The organism is Actinomadura sp. NAK00032 (genome assembly GCF_013364275.1).
In the GTDB taxonomy this organism is placed as follows: Bacteria; Actinomycetota; Actinomycetes; order Streptosporangiales; family Streptosporangiaceae; genus Spirillospora.
In genome coordinates this window covers 487,892-506,642 of the sequence record NZ_CP054932.1, presented here as the reverse complement: position 1 = coordinate 506,642, position 18,751 = coordinate 487,892, and the positions used below count along the sequence as shown (strand labels likewise).

Sequence of the window (18,751 nt, the reverse complement as noted above, 5' to 3'; positions counted from 1 at the left end):
CTGCTCGCGGGTGCCCTGGTCCATTCGAGTGAACATGTGCCTCCTTACCGGTAGCGCGGCCGGAAGTCCGGATCCGCGGGATCGAGCCCGTTCTCGTGCTCGGCGAACCACCGGGTCCGCACCGCCCGGGTCAACCGGGCGTCGACGAGCACCGGGCCGGACGGGTCGGCGATCAGTCCCTTCAGGTCGTCCAGCTCACCGGGCGTCCGGACGGTCGCGGCCCGCGCCCCGAACGCCCGCGCCACCGCGGCGAAGTCGGGCCGCGGGATCAGCGACAGGCCGGTGTCCATGCCGCGGTGCAGCATGTTGTGGTACTCGTAGCCGAACGCGGCGTCGTTCATGACGACGACCACGAGCCGCAGGCCGCGGCGCACCGCCGTGTCCAGCTCGGCGAGGTTCATCATCAGCGCGCCGTCCCCGGTGACGGCCAGCGTCACCCGTTCGGGCCGCGCCGTCGCGGCGCCGATCGCGGACGCGAGGCCCAGCCCGATCGAGCCGAAGTTCACCGGGAACACGAAGCCCCGCGGGTCGGGCACCGACAGCCCGCGCGACGGCTCGGACAGCGCCGCGTGCCCGCCCTCGACCACCACCGTCCGCTCGCGCGGGACCATCCGCTCCAGCGCGGCGACCACGGTGTGCAGGTCGAGGCCGGTCTCGTCGCCGCCGTCGGGGTACTCGCCGCCGTAGACGTAGTCGGCCAGCCGCTTCGCGGTGCCGTCCGTCCGCCAGCCGGTCCCGGGCTCGGCCGTGTCGGCGAGCATCGCGGCCAGCGCCCCGGCGTCGCCCAGGACGCGCAGGTCGGCGGGCGTCTCGAACGCCTCGGGACGGACGTCGTTGTGGACGATCACCGGGTTCCCGGCGAGCATCCGGCCGCCGTCCAGGGTGAACGAGTTCAGGGACGCGCCGACCGCCAGCAGCAGGTCCGACTTGCGGATCAGCTCCCGTCCGAGCGTCGTGGCGAAGCCGCCGCATACGCCGATATCGAACGGCTCACCTGCGAAGAAGCCCTTGGCCTTCAGCGTGGTGGCCAGAAGGGCGCCCGTCCGCGCGCCCAGTGCGACGAGTTCCTCCCGCGCGTGCAGGGCGCCCCGGCCCGCCACGATCACGGGACGCTCCGCCTTCCCGAGCAGCTCCGCGACCCGCGCGACCTCCTCGGCCCTCGGCAGCGGTGCGGGGGTCTCCTCCTCGCGGAACGTTCCAGGGCCGTTTCCGGCCTCGCGCTCCAGCAGCGGCGTGGGGACGTTCAGCACGATCGGCCGCCGCTCGGTGAACGCCCGCCGCACCGCCCGCACGGCGTCCGCCACGGCCGACTCCGCCGAGTGCGCCCACTGCACGCCCGCGCCGGTCGGCCGGACCACGTCCTCCTGGTCGATGGCCTGCGGGTTGCGCAGGTCCCCGGGCGGGGTGTCGGCGGCGACGAGCAGCAGCGGCGTCCGGGCCCGCGCGGCCTCCGTCAGCGCGGTCACCGCGTTGGTCAGCGCCGGCCCGTGCGTGACGGTCGCGACCCCGAGCCGTCCGCCGGCCCGCGCGTACCCGTCGGCCATGAGCACGGCCCCGTCCTCGCGCGCCGCCGCGACGTAGTCGGCCCCGTGCGCGCGGACGAGCACGTCCACGATCGGCAGGTTCCCGTCGCCGAGCACTCCGAACAGGCACGAGACCCCGTGCGCCGCGAGCACCCCCGCCACCGCCTCGGCCACCCGCATCCGCGCCTCCCAGAGCACTCTCGGCACTGGTAGGGACTATCTTATAAAAGAAAGCATTCAGTCAAGGGTCCGATGAGGCTCATTTGGCCAGTGGAAGGCCCCGGCCTGTGCCGGTGCGAAGGCATGCCGCATGTGCGCGGCGGGCGTGGGGAGCCGGGGCGAGAGGCGTCGCGAAGGACGTTGCGGAAGCGCCGCGCTGCGTCGGGACGTCGTCAACCGAGGGCTGAGCGCGTGATCGCAGAGGGGGAAAGTGGGCGGAGTGCCCGGAAGGGGGCCGCGGGGGGAGCGGCCGTCGGGGGCGGGGCCCTCGCCGTTGAAGGCGCCCGTCCCTGGGTGGGGCCGGTTAGATGAGGCCCTGGGCGAGCATGGCCTCGGAGACGCGCTCGAAGCCGGCGATGTTGGCGCCGACGACGTAGTCGCCGGGGGCGCCGTAGCGTTCGGCGGTCTCGTAGCAGGTGTCGTGGATGTTCGTCATGATCGTCGACAGCTCCTCCTCCACGCGGGAGAAGGACCAGGAGGCGCGGCTGGCGTTCTGCTGCATCTCCAGGGCGCTGACGGCGACGCCGCCGGCGTTGGCGGCCTTGCCCGGGCCGAACGCGACGCCCGCGTCCTGGAAGATGTGCACGGCCTCCGGCGTGGTCGGCATGTTGGCGCCCTCGGACACCGCCTTGACGCCGTTGCGGACGAGGATGCGCGCGGCCTCCGCGTCCAGCTCGTTCTGGGTCGCGGACGGGAGCGCGATGTCGGCCGGGACGTCCCATACCCGGCCGCCGGGGACGAACCGGGCGGATGCGCCGCGCGCCTCGGCGTAGTCGGAGACGCGGCCCCGGTCGACCTCCTTGACGTGCTTGAGCAGGTCGAGGTCGATGCCCTTCTCGTCCACGACGTAGCCGCTGGAGTCGGACACGGTGACGACGTTGGCACCGAGCTGCTGGGCCTTCTCGATCGTGTAGATCGCGACGTTGCCGGACCCGGACACGACGATCTGCTGGCCGTCCAGGTCCTCGTTGCGGCGGCGGAGCATCTCGGCGGTGAACATGACGTTGCCGTAGCCGGTCGCCTCCGTCCGGCCGGCGGAGCCGCCCCACAGCGCGCCCTTGCCGGTCAGCATCCCCGCCTCCCAGCGGTTCGTGACGCGGCGGTACTGGCCGAACAGGTAGCCGATCTCGCGGCCGCCGACGCCGATGTCCCCGGCGGGGACGTCGGTGTGCTCGCCGACGTGGCGGTACAGCTCGGTCATGAACGACTGGCAGAACCGCATGACCTCCTCGTCGGAGCGGCCGTGCGGGTCGAAGTCGCTGCCGCCCTTGCCGCCGCCGATGCCGAGGCCCGTGAGCGCGTTCTTGAAGATCTGCTCGAAGCCGAGGAACTTCACGATGCCGAGGTTCACGGTCGGGTGGAAGCGGAGCCCGCCCTTGAACGGCCCGAGCGCGCCGTTGAACTCGACGCGGAAGCCGCGGTTGACGTGGATCACGCCGTTGTCGTCCTGCCAGGGCACCCGGAACATGATCTGGCGCTCCGGCTCGATCATCCGCTCGACCATCTTGGCGGCGGCCAGCCCCGGCCGGGCCGCCAGCACCGGGCCGAGGGATTCGAGCACCTCGTGGACGGCCTGGTGGAACTCCGGCTCGCCCGGATCCCGGTGGAGGACCCTGTCATAGGACTCCTCCAGGATGGCGAGGGTCTCGGGTGGCGCCGGCAGACGGGGGGCCAGTGGCATGGTGTGGTTCCTTCCTTCGGTCCCCTCCACTCTAAAACCTGTGTTTCACCGCCTGAGACCGCCTGTCCGCAGGTCGGAACCCGTCCCTCGCTGACAAGGCGCCGGGCCGCGTCCTCCCTGGGCGGGGACGCGGCCCGGCGTGTCGCGGGGACGATCCGGTCAGGCGGGGCACCGCTTCCACGCGAAGTGGTAGGTGGTCTTGACGCCGCCGTCGGTCGAGTCGAAGGCCATGAAGCTGGTCTGCGCCGCGTCCGAGCTGCCCTGGTAGACCCGCAGCTCGGTGTTGATGTTGAAGTTGCGGTCCTCGCCGCACGGCTTGAAGACCAGCTCGGTGACGGGCGTCCGGTCGGAGAACTGCCAGTTGTCCGAGTACGCGCCCTTGATCGTGTGGCTGACCGGCGTCGTCTGGGCCATGCCCTGGTGGTAGTAGTTCGCCTTCTCCATGCCGGACGCGCCGTCCGCGAGGTAGGCGAAGCCGCGGTAGTCGGCGCCGGCGATCGCGTAGGTGAAGCCCTGCGGGACGTGCACCCGCAGGTTGATCTGGCAGTTCTTGCGGAAGTCGGTGGGGTCGGAGTTCCCGCCGGCCTGCGCCAGGTAGTCGCTGTAGGTCACGGTGAACGCGGTGTTGTCGCTCGCCGTCGCCACCGCGGCGGTGCCGGACTGGCAGCCCGACCCGTTCACGGTGAGGACGTCGATGACGATCCGGTCGGACGGCGGCGGGTCGGCGGCGTCCGCGGCCGCGGCGGGGGCCGCCGACAGCGGCAGCGCGAGGGCGGCCAGGCAGGCCGCCGGCACGGACAGTCCTTTGCGCATCGGTCGTTCTCCTTCTTACTCGGGGCTCCTCGACCGCGGGGTGATCACCACGGGCTCGTCACCGCGGGGCTGGTCACCACGGGCTGGTCACCACGGGCTCGTCACCACGGGGGGCACTGCTTCCAGGCGAAGTGGTAGGTGGTCTTGATGGTTCCGTCGGTCGAGTCCATGGAGATGAAGCTCGTCTTCGACGGGTCGGAGGTGCCCCTGAGCACCCGCAGCTCGGTGTTGATGTTGAAGTTGCGCTCCTCGCCGCACGGCTTGTAGACGAGCTGCGCCACGTCGTTGGTGTCGGTGAACTGCCAGTTGTCGGCGTACTCGCCGCTCAGGGTGTGCGAGAGGGCGGAGGTCTGCGGCATCCCCTGGAAGTAGTAGCTCGCCTTCTCGATCGCGCTCGCGCCGGGCTCCAGCCACGCGAAGCCGCGGTAGTCGGCGGACGCGATCGCATAGGTGAAGCCCTGCGGGACGTGCACCTTCATGTTGATCTGGCAGTTCTTGCGGAAGTCGGTCGGCGCCGAGGAACCGCCCGCCTGCGCCATGTACTCGCTGTAGGTGACGGTGAACGCCTCCTTGTCGTCGGAGACGGCGACGGCGGCGGTCCCCGCCGGGCACCCCGACCCGTTGACGGTCGCGATCTCGATCGTCACGCCGTCCGGGCCGTGCCGGAGCGGTGCGGCGGACGCCGGCACGGCGGTCGCGACCGCCACCGACATCCCGGCAATTGCGGCGGCGGCGGAAACGGCAATCCCTTTACGCATGCGATTCCTCCTCGCTGGAGCCTGCGCAAAGGGAGCGTAAACTTGCCAGCTCAGAGGGTCAATCCGCACTTTTCAACAGGCTGCCGACTTAATGGAGCGGGCCAATGGAAGGCGCTCTCTGCGGCCCAGCAGCGACAATGGAACGTCCATGAAACTTTCCTTTAAAAGGGATCGTTCCATCAAGTCGCGTCGCAAATTCAACGCGCCGTTCAGAGCGCCCGCGCGGCGGGCCGGCGGGCGGCGAGTCGGCGGGCGGGCGAGTCGGCGGGCGGCGAGCGGCGGGCGGCGAGCGGTGGTCAGCCGGAGGCGCGCAGGCGGCCGGCGAGGACGGCGGCCTGGCTGTGGTCGATGTCCTTCGTCGCGGTGAGCAGGGTGATCGTGCCGTGCGCGGCGAGGTCGCGGAGCCGGTCGAGGGCGGCCGCGCGGTCGGGGTCGCGCAGCTCGGCGTCGTAGCGGTCGGTGAACTCCTCGAACTTGTCCACGTCGTGGCCGTACCACTTGCGCAGCTCGGTCGAGGGGGCGACGTCCTTCTCCCACTCGTCCAGGCGGGCCTTGTCCTTGGACAGCCCGCGCGGCCATACGCGGTCGACCAGGATCCGCTTGCCGTCCTCGGACGACGCCGCGTCGTACACCCTGCGCAGCCTGACCTGCGTGCTCCCTGCCATCAGGACCTCCTCACGTCCGTCCTATACCCGGCCCGCCGCCGTGATGCGCGGATTCTGTCGGTGGCGGGCCGTAGTGTCGCCGCGTGGCGGAGGCGAGGGACGCGACGCGGACGCCGTTATGGCGGCTCACTCCAGTACAGCGGCTGCTCGAAGGCGGCGCGCTGCTGAACTCGCTCGCGTTCTTCGCGGCGATGCCGTTCGCGCCGCTGTACCTGAGCGAGCACACGGGCTTCGGCAAGCCCGCCGTGGGCGCGGTCGTGGGGGCGGTCGCGCTCGTCGCCGCGTTCGGCGGCCTGCTCGGCGGGATGGTCGTCGACCGGCTCGGGGCGGTACCGCTGATGCGGGCCGGGCTGGTCTGCTACGTCGCCGTGTACGCGCTGCTCGCCACGGTCCGCGCGGCGGCGCCGATCGTGGTGCTGTTCCTGATGCTGGGCGTGGCGCGGCTGATGGTGGAGCCGGGCGCGAAGAAGCTGCTGTCGCACGCGGCCGACGACGAGGGCCGCATGTTCCGGGTGCGGTACATGACGCTGTGCGCGGGGGCCATCGGCGGGCCCGCGATCGGCGGCGCGCTGTACCACGTGGGCCCGGTGGCGTTCTTCGCCGTGCCCGCGTTCTTCTACGCGTCGTACCTGGTCCTGGTGCTGGTGCGCAACCGCGATCTGCGCGCGTTGCAGCCGCGCGGCCGGACGGGGCACGGGTCCGGAGCCTCGGCGCGGGAGTCCCTGGCGGCGACCCTCCGGGACCGGCGGCTCCTGGCGGTCGTCGCCGGCGGCATCGTGGTGTTCTTCGTCTTCTCGCAGCTCGAGTCGATGATCCCGCTGTACATGAAGGCGCAGTACGGCGACCGGACGGAGGGGTACTTCGCCGTCCTGTTCATCACCAACGCCGTGCTGGCACTGGCCTTCCAGTTGCCGATCGACCGGGTGTCGGGCCGGGTCGGCCGCACCGCCATGACCGTGCTGGGGGCGGCGAACTTCACGCTCGCGTTCGCCTGCTTCTGGGCGAGCCCGTCCGGCCTGGCCTGGCTGTACGCCGGGATCGTCTTCTGGACGGTCGGCGAGGGCATCCTGCTGCCGATGCCCGACATGGCCGTCCACGAGATGGCGTCCGACGAGCACAAGGGCGCCTACTTCGGCCTGTCGGAGGTACGTCAGCTCGGCTTCTTCCTCGGCCCGTTCGCGGGCGGGTTCCTGTTGGACGCCGGGACGGCGCCGTACTTCCTCGTCATGGGCGCGGCCGTGTTCCTCTGCGTCCCGCTGCTGGCGCGGCGGGGCGGCGGCAGCGCCCGGGAGACCGCCGGCGAGGGCACGGTGGAGCCGGCGTCCGCCGGCTGAGAGCCCGTCACGGGACGGGGTCGCGCGGCGGTTCCGGGGCGTCCGGCCGGGCCGCGGAGGCGCGGCGCGCGAACTCGGCGGCGGCGGTGCGCCGGGCGAACTCGCCGGCGAGGGCGCGGCCGAGGACGTCGTCGTCGGGACGGTGCCGCTCCAGGTACTCCAGGGCCTCGGCGAGTTCGCCGACGGTCAGCCGGGACACCGGCTTCCCGGCCCAGCGCGGCGGTCTCCGGTCGGCGGCGCCCGGCGCCGCGCGCGGTGCTGAGTTCATGTTCCTGACCTTTCAATTCCGGTGTCGGTAATGGCGCGGCGCGGCGGCGGGTGCCGCATTCGCCGTGTCGAATAGGATCGCCGCGTGCATTGGTGGAGCCAGCAGGCGTGCGACGCGGCCGCGGAGGCGCAGGCCGCCGATCCCTCCCCGGGGAATCTCATGGCGGCCGCCCAGGTGCAGGCGCTCGTCTCGCTGGCGGAGGCACTGCACCGTATCGCGGCGACCCTGGAGGAGCGGGACGAAGCTGATTCCGTCCCGGGGCCCCTCCGGTCGAAATAGCCCGTCCCGCCGGAATGGTGCGCCCGACGAAAAGGGGGAAAGGTGCGCCTTTCCGCGAAAAATACCGGTGCGAAAAATACCGGTGCGCCCGCTGGCGGGACGCACCGGTATCTCCCGGGATGTCAGATGTCGCTGAACGACTTGCGCTCCGTCCGGCCGCCCGTGCTCGCGGCGAGCCGGGAGGTCTTGGCGATGGGCGACCGCGGCGGCGGCACGGTCTCCACCAGGTGGTCGGTGTCGGGCGCCGGGGCGGGCTCGGCCGGCTCGGCGGGGCGGGGCTCGTCCCGGGGGCGGTCGCGCAGCCGCCGCGCGGCCTGCCGGAGGGCGCGCTCGCCGACCAGCCGGGTCAGCTCCAGGCCCCAGCAGTCCAGCTTGTCGGCGTCGGTGAGGTCGTCGCGGCTGCTCAGCTCGGCGGCGAGGCCGCCGAGCCGCTGCGCCTCGGCCAGGTCGAACTCGCGCATCAGGTGGCAGCACAGCTCGGCGAGGGCCGCGTGGTCGCGTTCGAACGACAGCCCGGACAGGTCGTTGTGCGACAGCCTGCTGAGCGCGCGCTTGCGCTCCAGCTCGCCGTCGGTGAGCCGGAGGATGCCGTTGAGGAGGGAGACGGGACCGGTGCCGGCGGCCTGGCTCTGCGCGGGGGCGAACGACATCCGCAGCACGGCCGCGGACCCGAGCCCGGCGGCGATCACCCGGACGACCATGATGCTCGCCAGGGGCGTGGTGTCCGGCAGCCCGAACGTCCAGCCGGCGGCGGTGATCGCGATCAGCGCGACGATGGACGCGCTGGCGTTGACGAAGACGAACAGCAGGCCGCCGGGAGACAGGGCGGCGGAGACGGGCTTGTCGCGGTAGCGCGCGACCAGTTCGGCGAGGCCGATCGCGCCGCCGATCAGGGCGGCGAGGAGCATCTCGAGGGTCATGGCCGTCCCCTACGCGCTGCGGGCGGTCAGGCGGCCGAAGGGGGACTCCTCGTGCCGGTCGCGGCGGGGCAGCACGGCGGCGGCGGGACGCCGCCGGGCCGCCAGCTCGGTGCGCTCGACCTCCAGGAAGACCAGCAGCCATTCCGCCGGTCCGGCGGCGAGTCCGGTGTGGGTGCGCAGCGACTGCTCGCGGGCGCCGAGAAAGGCCAGCAGCCAGCCGGCGGGTCCGGACGAACCGGCGGCGGCACGAATTCGTGAATGCATGGGGAAGACCCTCCCGCAGCCGGCCCCGGAAGTCGACTTCCGCCGGGTCAAGTCTTCGCGGCCCGGCACGAATGACCGGCCATTGTCGGTACGTCGGGAACGTCCGGTCGGTGATACCGATCTCCGCCTTGTTGGGAGGTAATCCTTCGCGGTTTGGCCGGTCCCGGGAATAGCTTTGCGAAGAATTCCGGTTCGGCGCCCGGAGGTCCGCTGCGGGAAGATTCTTTCGCCCGTCGCGGGCCGCCGGGAGGGGCCGGGCCCGCGGCCCGCGCGACACGCCGCCCGGCGTGTCCGCGACTGTCAGCCGGGTGACAACCGGGGGCCGCCGAAACTTTCCGTGCCTGCCTATCGCCGGACCGTCGCCGCGCCCGACCCTGGTGGCCATGAGCCGGAAGAGGAGGCCCACCGCCGCGGACTTCCCGCTCGCCGCGGTCCCCGCGGAGGTCGCCGTCCCGATGCTGCCGCATCTGGAGGCGGCGGCGGTGGAGATGGTGGCGGAGATCCAGGGCCTCGTCCCGGAGTACGCGCGCCCGCCGGAGAGCCGCTACGGGCGGCGGATGCGGTGGGCCGTGGAGGAGACCGTCCGGCAGTTCGTCGACGCCATCGGCCGGCCCGGCATGGAATGGGAGAAGGTCACCGGCATCTTCGAGGAGATCGGCGCGTACGAGGCGCGCCAGGGCCGCAGCCTTGACGGGCTGCAGACCGCGATCCGGGTGAGCGGGCAGGTCGCGTGCCGCCGGTTCATCAAGGACGCGCGCCGGCTCGACTGGTCGCTGGACACCCTCGGCCAGATCACCGAGTCGCTGTTCGTGTTCCTGGAGCGCATCGCGGCCGGGGCCGGGCAGGGCTACGCGCGGGCGCAGGGCGAGCTCGCGGGCGAGCGGGAGCGGTTCCGGCGGCGGCTCCGCGACCTGCTGGTGATGGACCCGCCGGCCAGCGCGGAGGCGATCGAGGAGGTGGCGCGGTCGGCCGGCTGGCCGGTGCCGCGCACGCTCGCCGCGGTCGCGGTCGCCGTCCGCCCGGACGCGGACGAGCCCGTCCCGGTGCTGCCGCCCATGTTCCTCGCCGACTGGGACGCGGCCGAGCCGTACCTGATCTGCCCGGACCCGGACGGCCCCGGCCGCGACCGGATGCGCACCGCGCTCAAGGGGACGCGGTCGGCGGCGATCGGGCCGGCCGTCCCGCCGGCCAGGGCGGCGATGTCGCTGCGCTGGGCGCGGCGGGGGCTCGCGCTCGTCGAGCGGGGCGTCCTGCCGGGCAAGGAGCCGCTGCGCTGCCTGGACCACCTGCCGAGCCTGGTGGCGGCGCAGAGCGAGGAACTGCTCGACCTGGCGCTCGACGGACGGCTCGCGCCGCTGATGAAGCTGCCGCCGCACCGCCGGGACGCGCTGTCGCGGACGCTGCTGACCTACATGGAGTGCCGCGACAACGCGGTGGCGGCGGCGGAGCGGCTGCTGGTGCACGAGCAGACCGTCCGGTACCGGATCCGGCGGCTGGAGGAGACGCTCGGCGGGGTGATGCTCGACTCGGACCGGCGCATCGAGCTGCTGCTGCTCCTGCACCACCTCGTCCGCCTCGCCCCGGGCGACCGGCGGCTGTCCCCCGGTGGCGCGTGAGACACGCGAGGACCTGCGGGAGGACGGTGGCGGCGGCCGGGGCGTCGGCCGCCGCCACCGTCCGGACCGGCGGGAGTCAGCCGGTCGGGCAGGTGCCCTCGTAGGCGGCGATGCTCGTGCCCGGCTCCGGTTCCGGGCAGAGGAACCGCTCGTAGCGGGTGTCGTTGTCGACGAACCGCTTCATCCACGCGATCGCGTATTTCGCGATGGTGGTATTGGGCGAGTTGAAGGTCATGTGCCCGGCGTTCCGCAGTTCCAGGTACGCCTTTTCTGGGACGCCGGTGAGGCCGGCGTAGTAGGAGTGCGCCATCGAGTCGGCGGGGGCGATGAAGTCGTTGTCCGCGCCCATGATCATGGTCGGGGTCCGGACGCTCTTCCAGTCGTAGTTGGTGTCCCAGGGCGCGAGCGGAACGGCGGCCTTGAGCGAGGTCCGCTTCTTGATCGCCTCCAGCGTCCCGCCGCCGCCCATGGAGTGGCCCATGACGGCGAGGCGGGAGGCGTCGATGCGTTCCTTGGCCGCGCTCTTGCCGGTCAGGTAGTCGAGCGCGGCGAGGAGCTGGGCCCCGCGGGCGGCGGGCACGTCGAAGAGGCTGTTGGTCTCCAGCGTCATCACGACGAAGCCCTGGGAGGCGAGGCGCGGCCCGTACCAGTCGATCAGGGCCTGCGGGGAGACGAATCCGGGCGAGACGGCGATGGCGCCGAACGTGCCCTGGCCGCGGTCGGTCGGCGCGTAGATCGTGCCCTTGTTGAAGCCGGTGCCGCTGCCCGCCGGGACGCCGATCTTCTCGATGGCGAACGGGCCCTTCTCGGCGGTGATGCTCGCCTCGGTCGGCGCGGGCCCGCGCTCGTAGGGGTTCGCGGCGAGCTGGACGGCGCCGGCGGGAAGGGCGGCGGGACGGGCGGGAGCGGTGGGAGCGGCGACGGCGGCGGGCGCCAGGGCGGCGCCCGCGGCCAGTACGGCGGCCGCGGGGAGCACTCTGAACGCATGCGTCAGATGCCTGTTCATCGGGCGTACCCTTCACTAGCCGGACCGCGAACGGGGGAATTTCGCGGGTGCCAGAATTGTGGGACGCCCGGTGCGCCTTTACTGCTGGTGCGGCGACGCGTTCTCGGCGGCGCTCTTGTCGCGAACTTACAAACTTGTCGCGAACTCACAAGGGGGGACGGAGGGGCCACTCCCCCCGAAGTGACCCCTCTCCCCCCGTTCCGCCGTGCCGGCCCCGGGTGCTCTCACAGGACCGGCCGCTCCCCCCGAAGCGGCTCGCAGCGGCCGGCGGCGGATGGGAAGAACGTAGCGAGGCGGCTCCGCCCGGATCGAGGTTTCGGCGTGCCGCATCGACAAGCGGGCGACTGTGTGCGACGAACGGACCACGCTCCGCGTTCGGGCGGTTCGCGGCGGCCCGGACGCGGCGGCCGGAGACGCGGCGTGTTCGACGGGTGTACGCACGGTGTGATCGCGTCTGCGTAGGCTTGTCCTCCGGAGACCGGCTGGGGAGGCGTGAGGACGATGGCGGGACGCGTGCGGCCGATCACGCTGGTGGGGACGCCCGTCCTGCATCAGGCGTGCCGGCCGGTCGAGGAGTTCGACGAGGCGCTGCGGGAGCTGGCCGACGACATGTTCGCCAGCATGTACGAGGCGGAGGGTGTCGGCCTGGCCGCGAACCAGATCGGCGTGGGCCTGCGCGTCTTCGTCTACGACTGCCCTGACGCGGATGGTGAGCGCCGCAAGGGCGCTGTTGTGAACCCTGTTCTGGAGCTGCCCGCTCTGGGCGACCGGCGGTTGGACGACGACGAGGAAGGGTGCCTCTCCGTACCGGGCCCTCATGCGCGTCTGGCCCGTCCTGACCACGCGACCGTGCACGGGTTCGACATCAGGGGCGCGGCCATCACGGTAGAGGGAACGGGGCTGCTCGCACGCTGCCTCCAGCACGAGACAGACCACCTTGAGGGCAAGCTCTACATCGACCGCCTCTCGGCCAGGTCCCGCAAGAAGGTGCTCAAGGAGTTCGAGGCGCTTCGTACGGAGAGCGCCACAGACTGACCGTGCGCTGTGTGCGCTAGCCGCGCCATACGGGGAGATGGATCGCGGACGGATGGTCCTCGTCGCGCAGGATCTCGAAGCGGGTGCGGCGGGACGCGACGGCCCGGCCGGCGGGCTCGCCGGTGCCGTGGTTGCGGGCGAAGCGGGGGAACGCGCCGCCCGCGAGCATGACGCGCAGCCGGTGGCCGCGCAGGAACCGGTACGCGGTCGGGTGCATCTCGATCTCGGCCCGGACCACGCCCTCGTCCCTGATGCGGAGGATGCCGTCGGTGACGTTGCGGGAGACGCCGTCGCGGTCGACGTCGCAGAGCCGGATGAACAGGTCGCCTTGGCCGGTGCTCGTCCGGACGTGGATCGTCGCCGCGACCGGGCCGATCAGGTCGAGGTCGCCGTCCAGGGGCGCACTTGTCAGGACGGCCACGTCATCGCGCTGCTCGATGCGCGTGTTGTCGCGCTGCCCGCCCTTGCCGGGTGACAGGAGCGGCCCGCCGACGCTCGGAGTGGGGTCGAGAGGGTCGTAGGTGAACGTGGCGGGCTCAGTGTTGGGCGAGACGTCTGCGGCGTCCCAGACGAGGCTCCGAGACAGGTAGAGCGGCGTGGGCTTGGTCTCGGGCGGGGGCCACTGGTCGAAGTCCAGCCACTGGTCTGCCTTCTGCAGGTGGAGCCTTACCGGCGCCCTGCGGAGCTGGGCCTTGTCGCCGTTCAAGTGAGCGTTCAGCCAGGACACCTGGTCGGCGACCATCGCGCGGAGGGCTTTGGTGTCATGTCCCCATGGGCCGATGGTGATGCGCACCTGCCGTCCGGCTTCTTGGAGGGCGGTGAAGTCGCGTAGCTGGCCGCGCAGGAAGAGGTCCCACCAGCCCGTCACCATCGTGGTCGGCGTGGCGGTGCCGGGGACGGCGGCGCTGTGGTCGGTCTCCTGCCAGAACGCGTCGCCCGGCTCCGCATGGGCGGTGACCTCGCGCAGGAACGTTTCGGGACGTCCGATGGCGGCGGTGTCGGCTTCCCCTACGGGGAGGTAGCGCATCGCCTGCCGGACGCGCCTGTCGTGGGCCGGTTTCTGGAACGGGGTCCGCTTCTCGTCCTGCGTGCCCATCAACGACGACCAGACGAGCGTGTTGTGGAGGGCGAGCGCACCACCCGGATAGAAGGAGCTGACGAATTCGGACGCGGTGATGCCGAGCCCAATCGCCTCCAGCGGAGGGTCTGCGTAGGGCGCGACGGCCCATTCGGTGAAGCCGAGATAGCTAGCGCCCACCATGGCCACCTTGCCGTCGCACCAGGGTTGGTCACGGAGCCACTTGAGGGTCGCCAGGCCGTCCTCCTTCTCGGTGTGGAAGGCGTGGAACTCGCCGCCCGATCCGAGGACGCCGCGCACGTTCTGGATGACGACCTGGAAGCCGCGCCTCGCGAGGACCCCGGCGTACAGCCGCATCACCGGCTGCCGCTTGCCGTAGGGAGTGCGGATCAGGACGGCGGGCATCGGCCCCGCCCCGCGCGGACGGTACAGGTCGGCGATGAGCTCGACCCCGTCCGGCATGGGGACGCGCACGTCACGGGCCATCCGTACGTCCGGTGAAGGCACGTCTGGAAGCCCGAAGAGGCGGTCTACGAGTCGTCCCATCACAGCCATGCGCGCGCCCTCCCCGGTTTCCTGCTCCAGCAGAATGATCGCAGCGCTAGGGAGTCAAGTGGCGTTCGTACTCGTACAGGACACCGGCGAACTCGCCCGTCGGCATCTCGCAGGCATGCCCCGGCAGCCACAGGTGCTCCAACCGGACGGTCTGGACGTCGACCCGCAAATGGCACGCGTTCCCCGTGTGCTCCCAGCCCGGACGCGCCGCGCGCACGACCTCCAGATGGTGCCGGTGGCTCTGCACGTCGTGGAGCAGGAACGCGGCCAGGACGTGGCGCGGCCCGTGCACGGTCTGCGCGAACGTGCTCGCGGTGGACGCGGCCGCCTCCAGGTCGACCCCGGAATCGGCCAGTTCGGGGAAGAACACCCGCACGTGCCGGACGACGCCCTCGATTTCGATCGGCTGGCAAGGGAGCCGTAGGACGGCGTCCGGGTCGACGTAGCCGTGCACCGGAACACCCGCGATGACGCCCGCCCACGCCCCTGGGACGGCGTTGACGAAACGGGCCTGGGTCAGGGTGTTGCCCAACTCCGCCATAAGGCGCTCCGGGTCGATGCCGCGCGGCATGAAGGTCTTGGTGCCGCCGCGCAGCCGTGTGCCCGCCTCGTCAAGGACGGCCAGGTCGGCCCAGCACGGGCCTGAGCCCGTCTCCAGGACGCCGTGCGGGAGGCAGGCGTCCGGATGCGGGGTCAGCCCGGCCATGTCCTCCAGCATGGCGCGGGGCGACTGGATGAGCCCCCAGCCCTGCGTCCGGTGGGACACCGACCCGAGCGCCAGGGAACTCGCCACCGGTTCGCCGTTGCGCGGCTCGCCGAGGACCCGTTCGAGGCTCCGCCGGCTCCGCAGCGAGCCGATCTGCTCGAGGTACTCGTCCAGGCACCGCCGCAGGACGGCCGGATCGAGGTCGCAGGACGCCCATCCGCCGACGTCCCGGACATGGACCATCGCGCCGTCGAAGTCGAGGCGGTGGTAGCGGTACTGCTCCTGCCAGGGCGCGGACGAACCGCCGCCCAGCCGGCCCTGGGCGCGGGCGATCGCGGAGACGTCCTCGCCCAGGTCGTTGATCAGAAAGTCGCGGAGCGGGGCGTGCAGTGGATCGGTCTCCACCGCCACCCGCCCGCCCTCGCTGCGGAACCGCACCGGAAGCGACATCGCCATTTGCGTGATTATGCCGATAAGCGAAGATCATCACTGGTGTGGCTGAATGTTCCTTCCGATCGGTCGGCCGGCCAGACGGGTTCGCGGGGTCGATCAGACGGGTTCATGGGGTCGATCAGACGGGTTCGTCGGCCAGGTACGGCGGCGCGGGCTCGTACTGGAGGTAGCGGCGCACCGTCCGCGCGTGGTCGCGGCCGTGGATGCGGCCGATCAGCCACAGCGCCATGTCGATGCCCGCGGAGACGCCCTGGCTGGTGATGAGGTCGCCGTCCACCACGTAGCGAGCGTCGCGTACGACCGTCACGTCACCGAGCCCGTCCAGCTCGTCCTCATAGGCCCAGTGGGTGGCGACCCTTCGTCCCTTGGCCGGGCCTGCCGCATGCAGCAGGAACGCGCCGGTGCAGACGCTCGCGACCCAGTCGGCCTGTTCGGCGGTCCGCGCTATCCAGCCCGTCACGGACGGGTTGTGCGGCTGGGTCACCCTTGCGCCACGTCCACCGGGGACTAGGAGGACGTCCAGCTTCGGGTGGTCGTCCAGAGCGCGGTCCGGCACGACCCTCATTCCCTTGGCACAGCGCACCGGTTCCGTCCGCTCGGCGACGAAGAACGCCTCATCGCCTTGGTCGCGCACCATCGCCGACGCCGTGAACACCTCCCACGGCCCCGCGAAGTCGAGTTCCTCCGCGTCCTCGAACAACAGCAGCCCGTACGTGGTCATGCGTACTCCCTCGTCCCTCTGAATCGGTCCCTGTAGTCGGACGGCGCGACGCCGACATGCCGGTGGAACGCCCTGCGCAGCGTCTCGCCCGTTCCGAAGCCGAGCCGCCGGGCCAGCGTCTCCACGGGCTCGTCGCCCTCCACCAGCGCCCGCTGCGCCGCCTCGATCCGGATCCGCTCGACGTACGCGGCGGGCGGCACGCCCACCTCGGCGGTGAACCTGCGCTGCAGGTGCCGCGCGCTGAGCCCGGAGCGCTCGGCCAGGTCGGCGATCGTGTGCCGGGCGCCCGGATCGGCCTGGACGGACGACACCGCCGCCCGGATCGGGTCCGTCGCGGGCTGCGCCGACCACAGCGGGACGCTGAACTGCGACTGGCTGCCCGGCCGCCGCAGGAACATCACCAGCTCCCGCGCCACCGCGTGCGCCGCGTCCCGGCCGTGGTCGTCCTCCACCATGGCGAGGGCCAGGTCCATCCCGGCCGTGACGCCGGCGGACGTCCAGACGTTCCCGTCCCGGATGAAGATCGGGTCGCAGTCGACGTCGAGCCGCGGGTACTCCGTCCCGAGCTGCCGCGCGCGGCTCCAGTGCGTGGTGACGCGGCGCCCGTCCAGCACGCCGGCCTCGGCGAGCAGCAGCGCGCCGCTGCACACGGACGCGACCCGCCGCGCGGTCGCCGCGGCCTGCGCGACCCAGCGCACGAGCGCCGTGTCCTCCCGTGCCCGGTCGACCCCGGTACCGCCGGCCACGACGAGCGTGTCGACGCTCCCCGGCGCCAGGTCGCCGATGCCGAGGCCCGCGTGCACCGGCAGCCCGCCGGACGACCGCACCGGGCCCGGCCGCGGCGCGGCGACCAGGCAGTCGTACCGCCCGGCGTGCTGGAACACCTCGTGCGGCCCCGCCAGGTCCAGGACCTGGAACCCGTCATAGATCACGAACGCGACGCGCATGCCTCCAGGGTGGGTTCGCGCCGCTCATGGCGTCAACGACGGGCACCCCACAGATCACGCCACCTTCTCGCACACGGTGTCGCTGGCCCGGCTCTCCCCGCGCTGGACGGGAATGCCGCCGGACGTCCGGATCTGGGTGAAACCGGTTCCGATGACGAGGTCGACGGCACCGGCCGGCGTCTTCGTTCGCGGTGCGACCTTGGCGCCCGGCAGAAGCGCGGCGAGCGCGCGCGCCTGCGGCTCCGCGCCCGTCCCATACCGGACGTAGGTCGCCCGCGTCCCGGTCGACAGGTTGCCGACCCCGGTCACCTGCCAGCCCTCGTCCCGGAGCTGCGCCGCGACCTGCGCGGCCCGCCCCTCCACGCCGGACGCGTTGAGCACCCGCACCTTCCCCGGCCGCGCGCTCGGCTTCGGTGCCTTCGACTCGTTCTGCGGGGGCACGACCTTGTCGTTGCGGATCGACGCGAAGAACTCGTCGGACGCCGGGTGGGCCAGCGCCACGCGGTTCTTGTCCAGCGGGTAGGCGCCCGACGGCACGGTCACGAAGCGGAGCTTGCCGGCGCTCAGCTCGCGCATGCCCTGCGCGATCTTCAGCATCTCCGAGGCGGTCAGCTTCTTGTCCGTCGTCAGCGACTCCGCCGTGGCCTTGAGCAGCTCGTTCAGCCGCCCCGGGTCGGTGAGGACGCCCGCGCTCATCGCCTCCTTGGCCAGCGCACCGAAGAAGTGCTGCTGCCGCTTGATGCGCGCGGTGTCGCTCTTGTCGCCGAACCCCTTGCGGCTGCGCACGTACGCGAGGGCCTCCTCGCCCTTCAGCCTGTGCTCGCCCTTGGTGAGGTTGAGCCCGGAGTCCTTGTCGTGGACGTCGCCCAAGACGCACACGGGGACGCCGCCGACCGCGGTGGCGATCCGCTTGAACCCGACGAAGTCGACCTGCACGAAGTGGTCGATGTGGATTTTCGTGAGCTGCTCGATGGTCTTCACCGTGCAGGTGGGCCCCGCGTGGGCCATCGCCTCGTTCAGCATGGCGACGCTCTTGCCCGGCGCCTTCGTCCCGTCCTTGCGGGTGCACGTCGGTATGGGGACCATCAGGTCGCGCGGGAAGCTGACGGCCAGCGCCTGCCCGCCGCCCGGCGACAGGTGCAGCAGCAGCATCGTGTCGGACGCCGGCGGCTTGTTCCGCAGGCCCCGCCCGTACTTGGCGTTGTCGCCCGCGCGCGTATCGGACCCCATCACCATGATGTTGCGCGCGCTGTTCAGCTTCTTCGGGCGGTCGCCGCCGAGCAGCTTGTCCACGTCCTCGTGCTGGACCGCGTTCTGCAGCTTCCAGTAGTACCCGTACGCGGACAGGCTGCCCGTCACCATCACCACCGCCACCGCGACGGCGAGCCAAGCCAGCAACTTCATGACGCCTCCCGGCGGTGTATCTCCCTTCGCCGCCATCCGGGTTCACGGACCGCGCGAGAATTCATGATTGACACCGCCCGGAATCTGCGCTTAGCTATTCCGCATGGAGCTTTGATACCTCTTCGGTCGAGCCGCCCCGGCATCGCGAACCGGCACCGTGTGCGCCACTGCGCACCGACACTGCCCGCCGCTGTAGTCCCGGGCCCGCTCCCACTCCTTCCGTAGCGCACCTCTTCGCATCCGCATGTCTTCTGACCTGCGGTGCCGCCGTGCGCTTCCCTTTTCCCATCGTCGGCCCTTTCGCGGCCGAATTCACGACCGCCCGGAGGTGTTGTCTCTATGCGCGCCAATAACAACCCCGAAACCGCCCCCTTCGCCAAGTTCCAGAAGAAGGGCAAGCGGAAGAACTCCGATTTCAGGGCGGCCAATCTCGCGAACAACCGCCGCAACGCCCGGCAGCTGCCCACCAGGCAGCTCAACCGGGGCCGCTGACCGGCGCCGTCCGC

The 18,751-nt window shown here is 71.8% G+C and carries 19 protein-coding genes; 5 read left to right on the top strand and 14 right to left on the bottom strand.

Annotated features, from left to right (window positions below; all coding sequences use genetic code 11):
* Positions 1-44: 44 nt before the first annotated feature.
* The 5 genes from HUT06_RS02535 to HUT06_RS02515 all read right to left on the bottom strand — a co-directional run bounded on the left by HUT06_RS02535 (position 45) and on the right by HUT06_RS02515 (position 5,659).
* A complete protein-coding gene (locus tag HUT06_RS02535; protein ID WP_176194215.1) occupies positions 45-1,730 on the bottom strand; it encodes a thiamine pyrophosphate-binding protein in 1,686 nt (561 codons plus the stop codon).
* Between the two features lie 316 nt (positions 1,731-2,046).
* Positions 2,047-3,423: an NADP-specific glutamate dehydrogenase gene (gene gdhA / locus HUT06_RS02530; RefSeq protein ID WP_176194214.1), complete on the bottom strand. Its 1,377-nt coding sequence runs from the start codon at positions 3,421-3,423 to the stop codon at positions 2,047-2,049.
* Positions 3,424-3,582: 159 nt separating this feature from the next.
* Positions 3,583-4,236 carry a DUF4360 domain-containing protein gene (locus HUT06_RS02525; RefSeq protein WP_176194213.1) on the bottom strand — a complete coding sequence of 218 codons (654 nt, stop codon included), beginning with the start codon at positions 4,234-4,236 and terminating at the stop codon, positions 3,583-3,585.
* Positions 4,237-4,337: 101 nt separating this feature from the next.
* Positions 4,338-4,994, bottom strand: coding sequence for a DUF4360 domain-containing protein (locus tag HUT06_RS02520; protein WP_176194212.1), 657 nt, complete (start codon positions 4,992-4,994; stop codon positions 4,338-4,340).
* Positions 4,995-5,290: 296 nt separating this feature from the next.
* Complete coding sequence (locus HUT06_RS02515) at positions 5,291-5,659, bottom strand: DUF488 domain-containing protein (RefSeq protein ID WP_176194211.1); 369 nt, start codon at positions 5,657-5,659, stop codon at positions 5,291-5,293.
* A gap of 83 nt (positions 5,660-5,742) precedes the next feature.
* On the opposite strand from HUT06_RS02515, the gene HUT06_RS02510 reads away from it, so the two are divergent.
* Entirely contained in the window at positions 5,743-6,993 is a 1,251-nt protein-coding gene (locus HUT06_RS02510; protein WP_254714937.1) for an MFS transporter, read from the top strand.
* A gap of 7 nt (positions 6,994-7,000) precedes the next feature.
* Here the strand turns inward: HUT06_RS02510 and HUT06_RS02505 are convergent, their stop codons facing one another.
* On the bottom strand, positions 7,001-7,261 hold the full coding sequence (locus HUT06_RS02505) for a hypothetical protein (protein WP_176194210.1): 261 nt from the start codon (positions 7,259-7,261) through the stop codon (positions 7,001-7,003).
* 84 nt (positions 7,262-7,345) lie between these two features.
* Between HUT06_RS02505 and HUT06_RS02500 the strand changes: the two genes are divergently transcribed.
* Complete coding sequence (locus tag HUT06_RS02500) at positions 7,346-7,540, top strand: hypothetical protein (protein WP_176194209.1); 195 nt, start codon at positions 7,346-7,348, stop codon at positions 7,538-7,540.
* A 122-nt stretch (positions 7,541-7,662) separates the two neighbouring features.
* Here HUT06_RS02500 and HUT06_RS02495 read toward each other — a convergent pair whose 3' ends face one another.
* Complete coding sequence (locus HUT06_RS02495; RefSeq protein WP_176194208.1) at positions 7,663-8,460, bottom strand: hypothetical protein; 798 nt, start codon at positions 8,458-8,460, stop codon at positions 7,663-7,665.
* A 9-nt stretch (positions 8,461-8,469) separates the two neighbouring features.
* Positions 8,470-8,724 (bottom strand): hypothetical protein, encoded by a 255-nt coding sequence (locus tag HUT06_RS02490; protein ID WP_176194207.1) that lies wholly within the window; start codon positions 8,722-8,724, stop codon positions 8,470-8,472.
* 383 nt (positions 8,725-9,107) lie between these two features.
* Here HUT06_RS02490 and HUT06_RS02485 point away from each other — a divergent pair, with 383 nt between their 5' ends.
* Positions 9,108-10,340 (top strand): helix-turn-helix domain-containing protein, encoded by a 1,233-nt coding sequence (locus HUT06_RS02485; RefSeq protein WP_176194206.1) that lies wholly within the window; start codon positions 9,108-9,110, stop codon positions 10,338-10,340.
* A gap of 76 nt (positions 10,341-10,416) precedes the next feature.
* Here HUT06_RS02485 and HUT06_RS02480 read toward each other — a convergent pair whose 3' ends face one another.
* Entirely contained in the window at positions 10,417-11,346 is a 930-nt protein-coding gene (locus HUT06_RS02480; RefSeq protein WP_176194205.1) for an alpha/beta hydrolase, read from the bottom strand.
* 501 nt (positions 11,347-11,847) lie between these two features.
* Here HUT06_RS02480 and def point away from each other — a divergent pair.
* A complete protein-coding gene (def, locus tag HUT06_RS02475) occupies positions 11,848-12,381 on the top strand; it encodes a peptide deformylase (RefSeq protein ID WP_176201094.1) in 534 nt (177 codons plus the stop codon).
* Positions 12,382-12,397: 16 nt separating this feature from the next.
* Here def and HUT06_RS02470 read toward each other — a convergent pair whose 3' ends face one another.
* The 5 genes from HUT06_RS02470 to HUT06_RS02450 all read right to left on the bottom strand — a co-directional run bounded on the left by HUT06_RS02470 (position 12,398) and on the right by HUT06_RS02450 (position 18,245).
* Complete coding sequence (locus HUT06_RS02470; RefSeq protein WP_217711155.1) at positions 12,398-13,945, bottom strand: CocE/NonD family hydrolase; 1,548 nt, start codon at positions 13,943-13,945, stop codon at positions 12,398-12,400.
* Positions 13,946-14,060: 115 nt separating this feature from the next.
* Complete coding sequence (locus HUT06_RS02465) at positions 14,061-15,176, bottom strand: hypothetical protein (protein WP_176194204.1); 1,116 nt, start codon at positions 15,174-15,176, stop codon at positions 14,061-14,063.
* Positions 15,177-15,291: 115 nt separating this feature from the next.
* Positions 15,292-15,894, bottom strand: coding sequence for a DJ-1/PfpI family protein (locus tag HUT06_RS02460; protein ID WP_176194203.1), 603 nt, complete (start codon positions 15,892-15,894; stop codon positions 15,292-15,294).
* Complete coding sequence (locus tag HUT06_RS02455; RefSeq protein WP_176194202.1) at positions 15,891-16,841, bottom strand: GlxA family transcriptional regulator; 951 nt, start codon at positions 16,839-16,841, stop codon at positions 15,891-15,893. Before HUT06_RS02455 ends, HUT06_RS02460 begins: the two co-directional genes overlap by 4 nt.
* 54 nt (positions 16,842-16,895) lie before the next feature.
* The gene (locus HUT06_RS02450) at positions 16,896-18,245 is read right to left on the bottom strand and encodes an LCP family protein (RefSeq protein ID WP_254714936.1); all 1,350 of its coding nucleotides are present in this window, start codon (positions 18,243-18,245) and stop codon (positions 16,896-16,898) included.
* Between the two features lie 339 nt (positions 18,246-18,584).
* Between HUT06_RS02450 and HUT06_RS02445 the strand changes: the two genes are divergently transcribed.
* A complete protein-coding gene (locus tag HUT06_RS02445; RefSeq protein WP_176194200.1) occupies positions 18,585-18,737 on the top strand; it encodes a hypothetical protein in 153 nt (50 codons plus the stop codon).
* Positions 18,738-18,751: the final 14 nt, after the last annotated feature.

Bases quoted from the DNA above. Each gene is read 5' to 3' on its own strand.
- gdhA (WP_176194214.1), bottom strand. From the start codon at position 3,423: ATGCCACTGGCCCCCCGTCTGCCGGCGCCACCCGAGACCCTCGCCATC.
- HUT06_RS02525 (WP_176194213.1), bottom strand. From the start codon at position 4,236: ATGCGCAAAGGACTGTCCGTGCCGGCGGCCTGCCTGGCCGCCCTCGCG.
- HUT06_RS02520 (WP_176194212.1), bottom strand. From the start codon at position 4,994: ATGCGTAAAGGGATTGCCGTTTCCGCCGCCGCCGCAATTGCCGGGATG.
- HUT06_RS02515 (WP_176194211.1), bottom strand. From the start codon at position 5,659: ATGGCAGGGAGCACGCAGGTCAGGCTGCGCAGGGTGTACGACGCGGCG.
- HUT06_RS02505 (WP_176194210.1), bottom strand. From the start codon at position 7,261: ATGAACTCAGCACCGCGCGCGGCGCCGGGCGCCGCCGACCGGAGACCG.
- HUT06_RS02495 (WP_176194208.1), bottom strand. From the start codon at position 8,460: ATGACCCTCGAGATGCTCCTCGCCGCCCTGATCGGCGGCGCGATCGGC.
- HUT06_RS02490 (WP_176194207.1), bottom strand. From the start codon at position 8,724: ATGCATTCACGAATTCGTGCCGCCGCCGGTTCGTCCGGACCCGCCGGC.
- HUT06_RS02485 (WP_176194206.1), top strand. From the start codon at position 9,108: ATGAGCCGGAAGAGGAGGCCCACCGCCGCGGACTTCCCGCTCGCCGCG.
- HUT06_RS02480 (WP_176194205.1), bottom strand. From the start codon at position 11,346: ATGAACAGGCATCTGACGCATGCGTTCAGAGTGCTCCCCGCGGCCGCC.
- def (WP_176201094.1), top strand. From the start codon at position 11,848: ATGGCGGGACGCGTGCGGCCGATCACGCTGGTGGGGACGCCCGTCCTG.
- HUT06_RS02470 (WP_217711155.1), bottom strand. From the start codon at position 13,945: ATGGCCCGTGACGTGCGCGTCCCCATGCCGGACGGGGTCGAGCTCATC.
- HUT06_RS02465 (WP_176194204.1), bottom strand. From the start codon at position 15,176: ATGGCGATGTCGCTTCCGGTGCGGTTCCGCAGCGAGGGCGGGCGGGTG.
- HUT06_RS02460 (WP_176194203.1), bottom strand. From the start codon at position 15,894: ATGACCACGTACGGGCTGCTGTTGTTCGAGGACGCGGAGGAACTCGAC.
- HUT06_RS02455 (WP_176194202.1), bottom strand. From the start codon at position 16,841: ATGCGCGTCGCGTTCGTGATCTATGACGGGTTCCAGGTCCTGGACCTG.
- HUT06_RS02450 (WP_254714936.1), bottom strand. From the start codon at position 18,245: ATGAAGTTGCTGGCTTGGCTCGCCGTCGCGGTGGCGGTGGTGATGGTG.
- HUT06_RS02445 (WP_176194200.1), top strand. From the start codon at position 18,585: ATGCGCGCCAATAACAACCCCGAAACCGCCCCCTTCGCCAAGTTCCAG.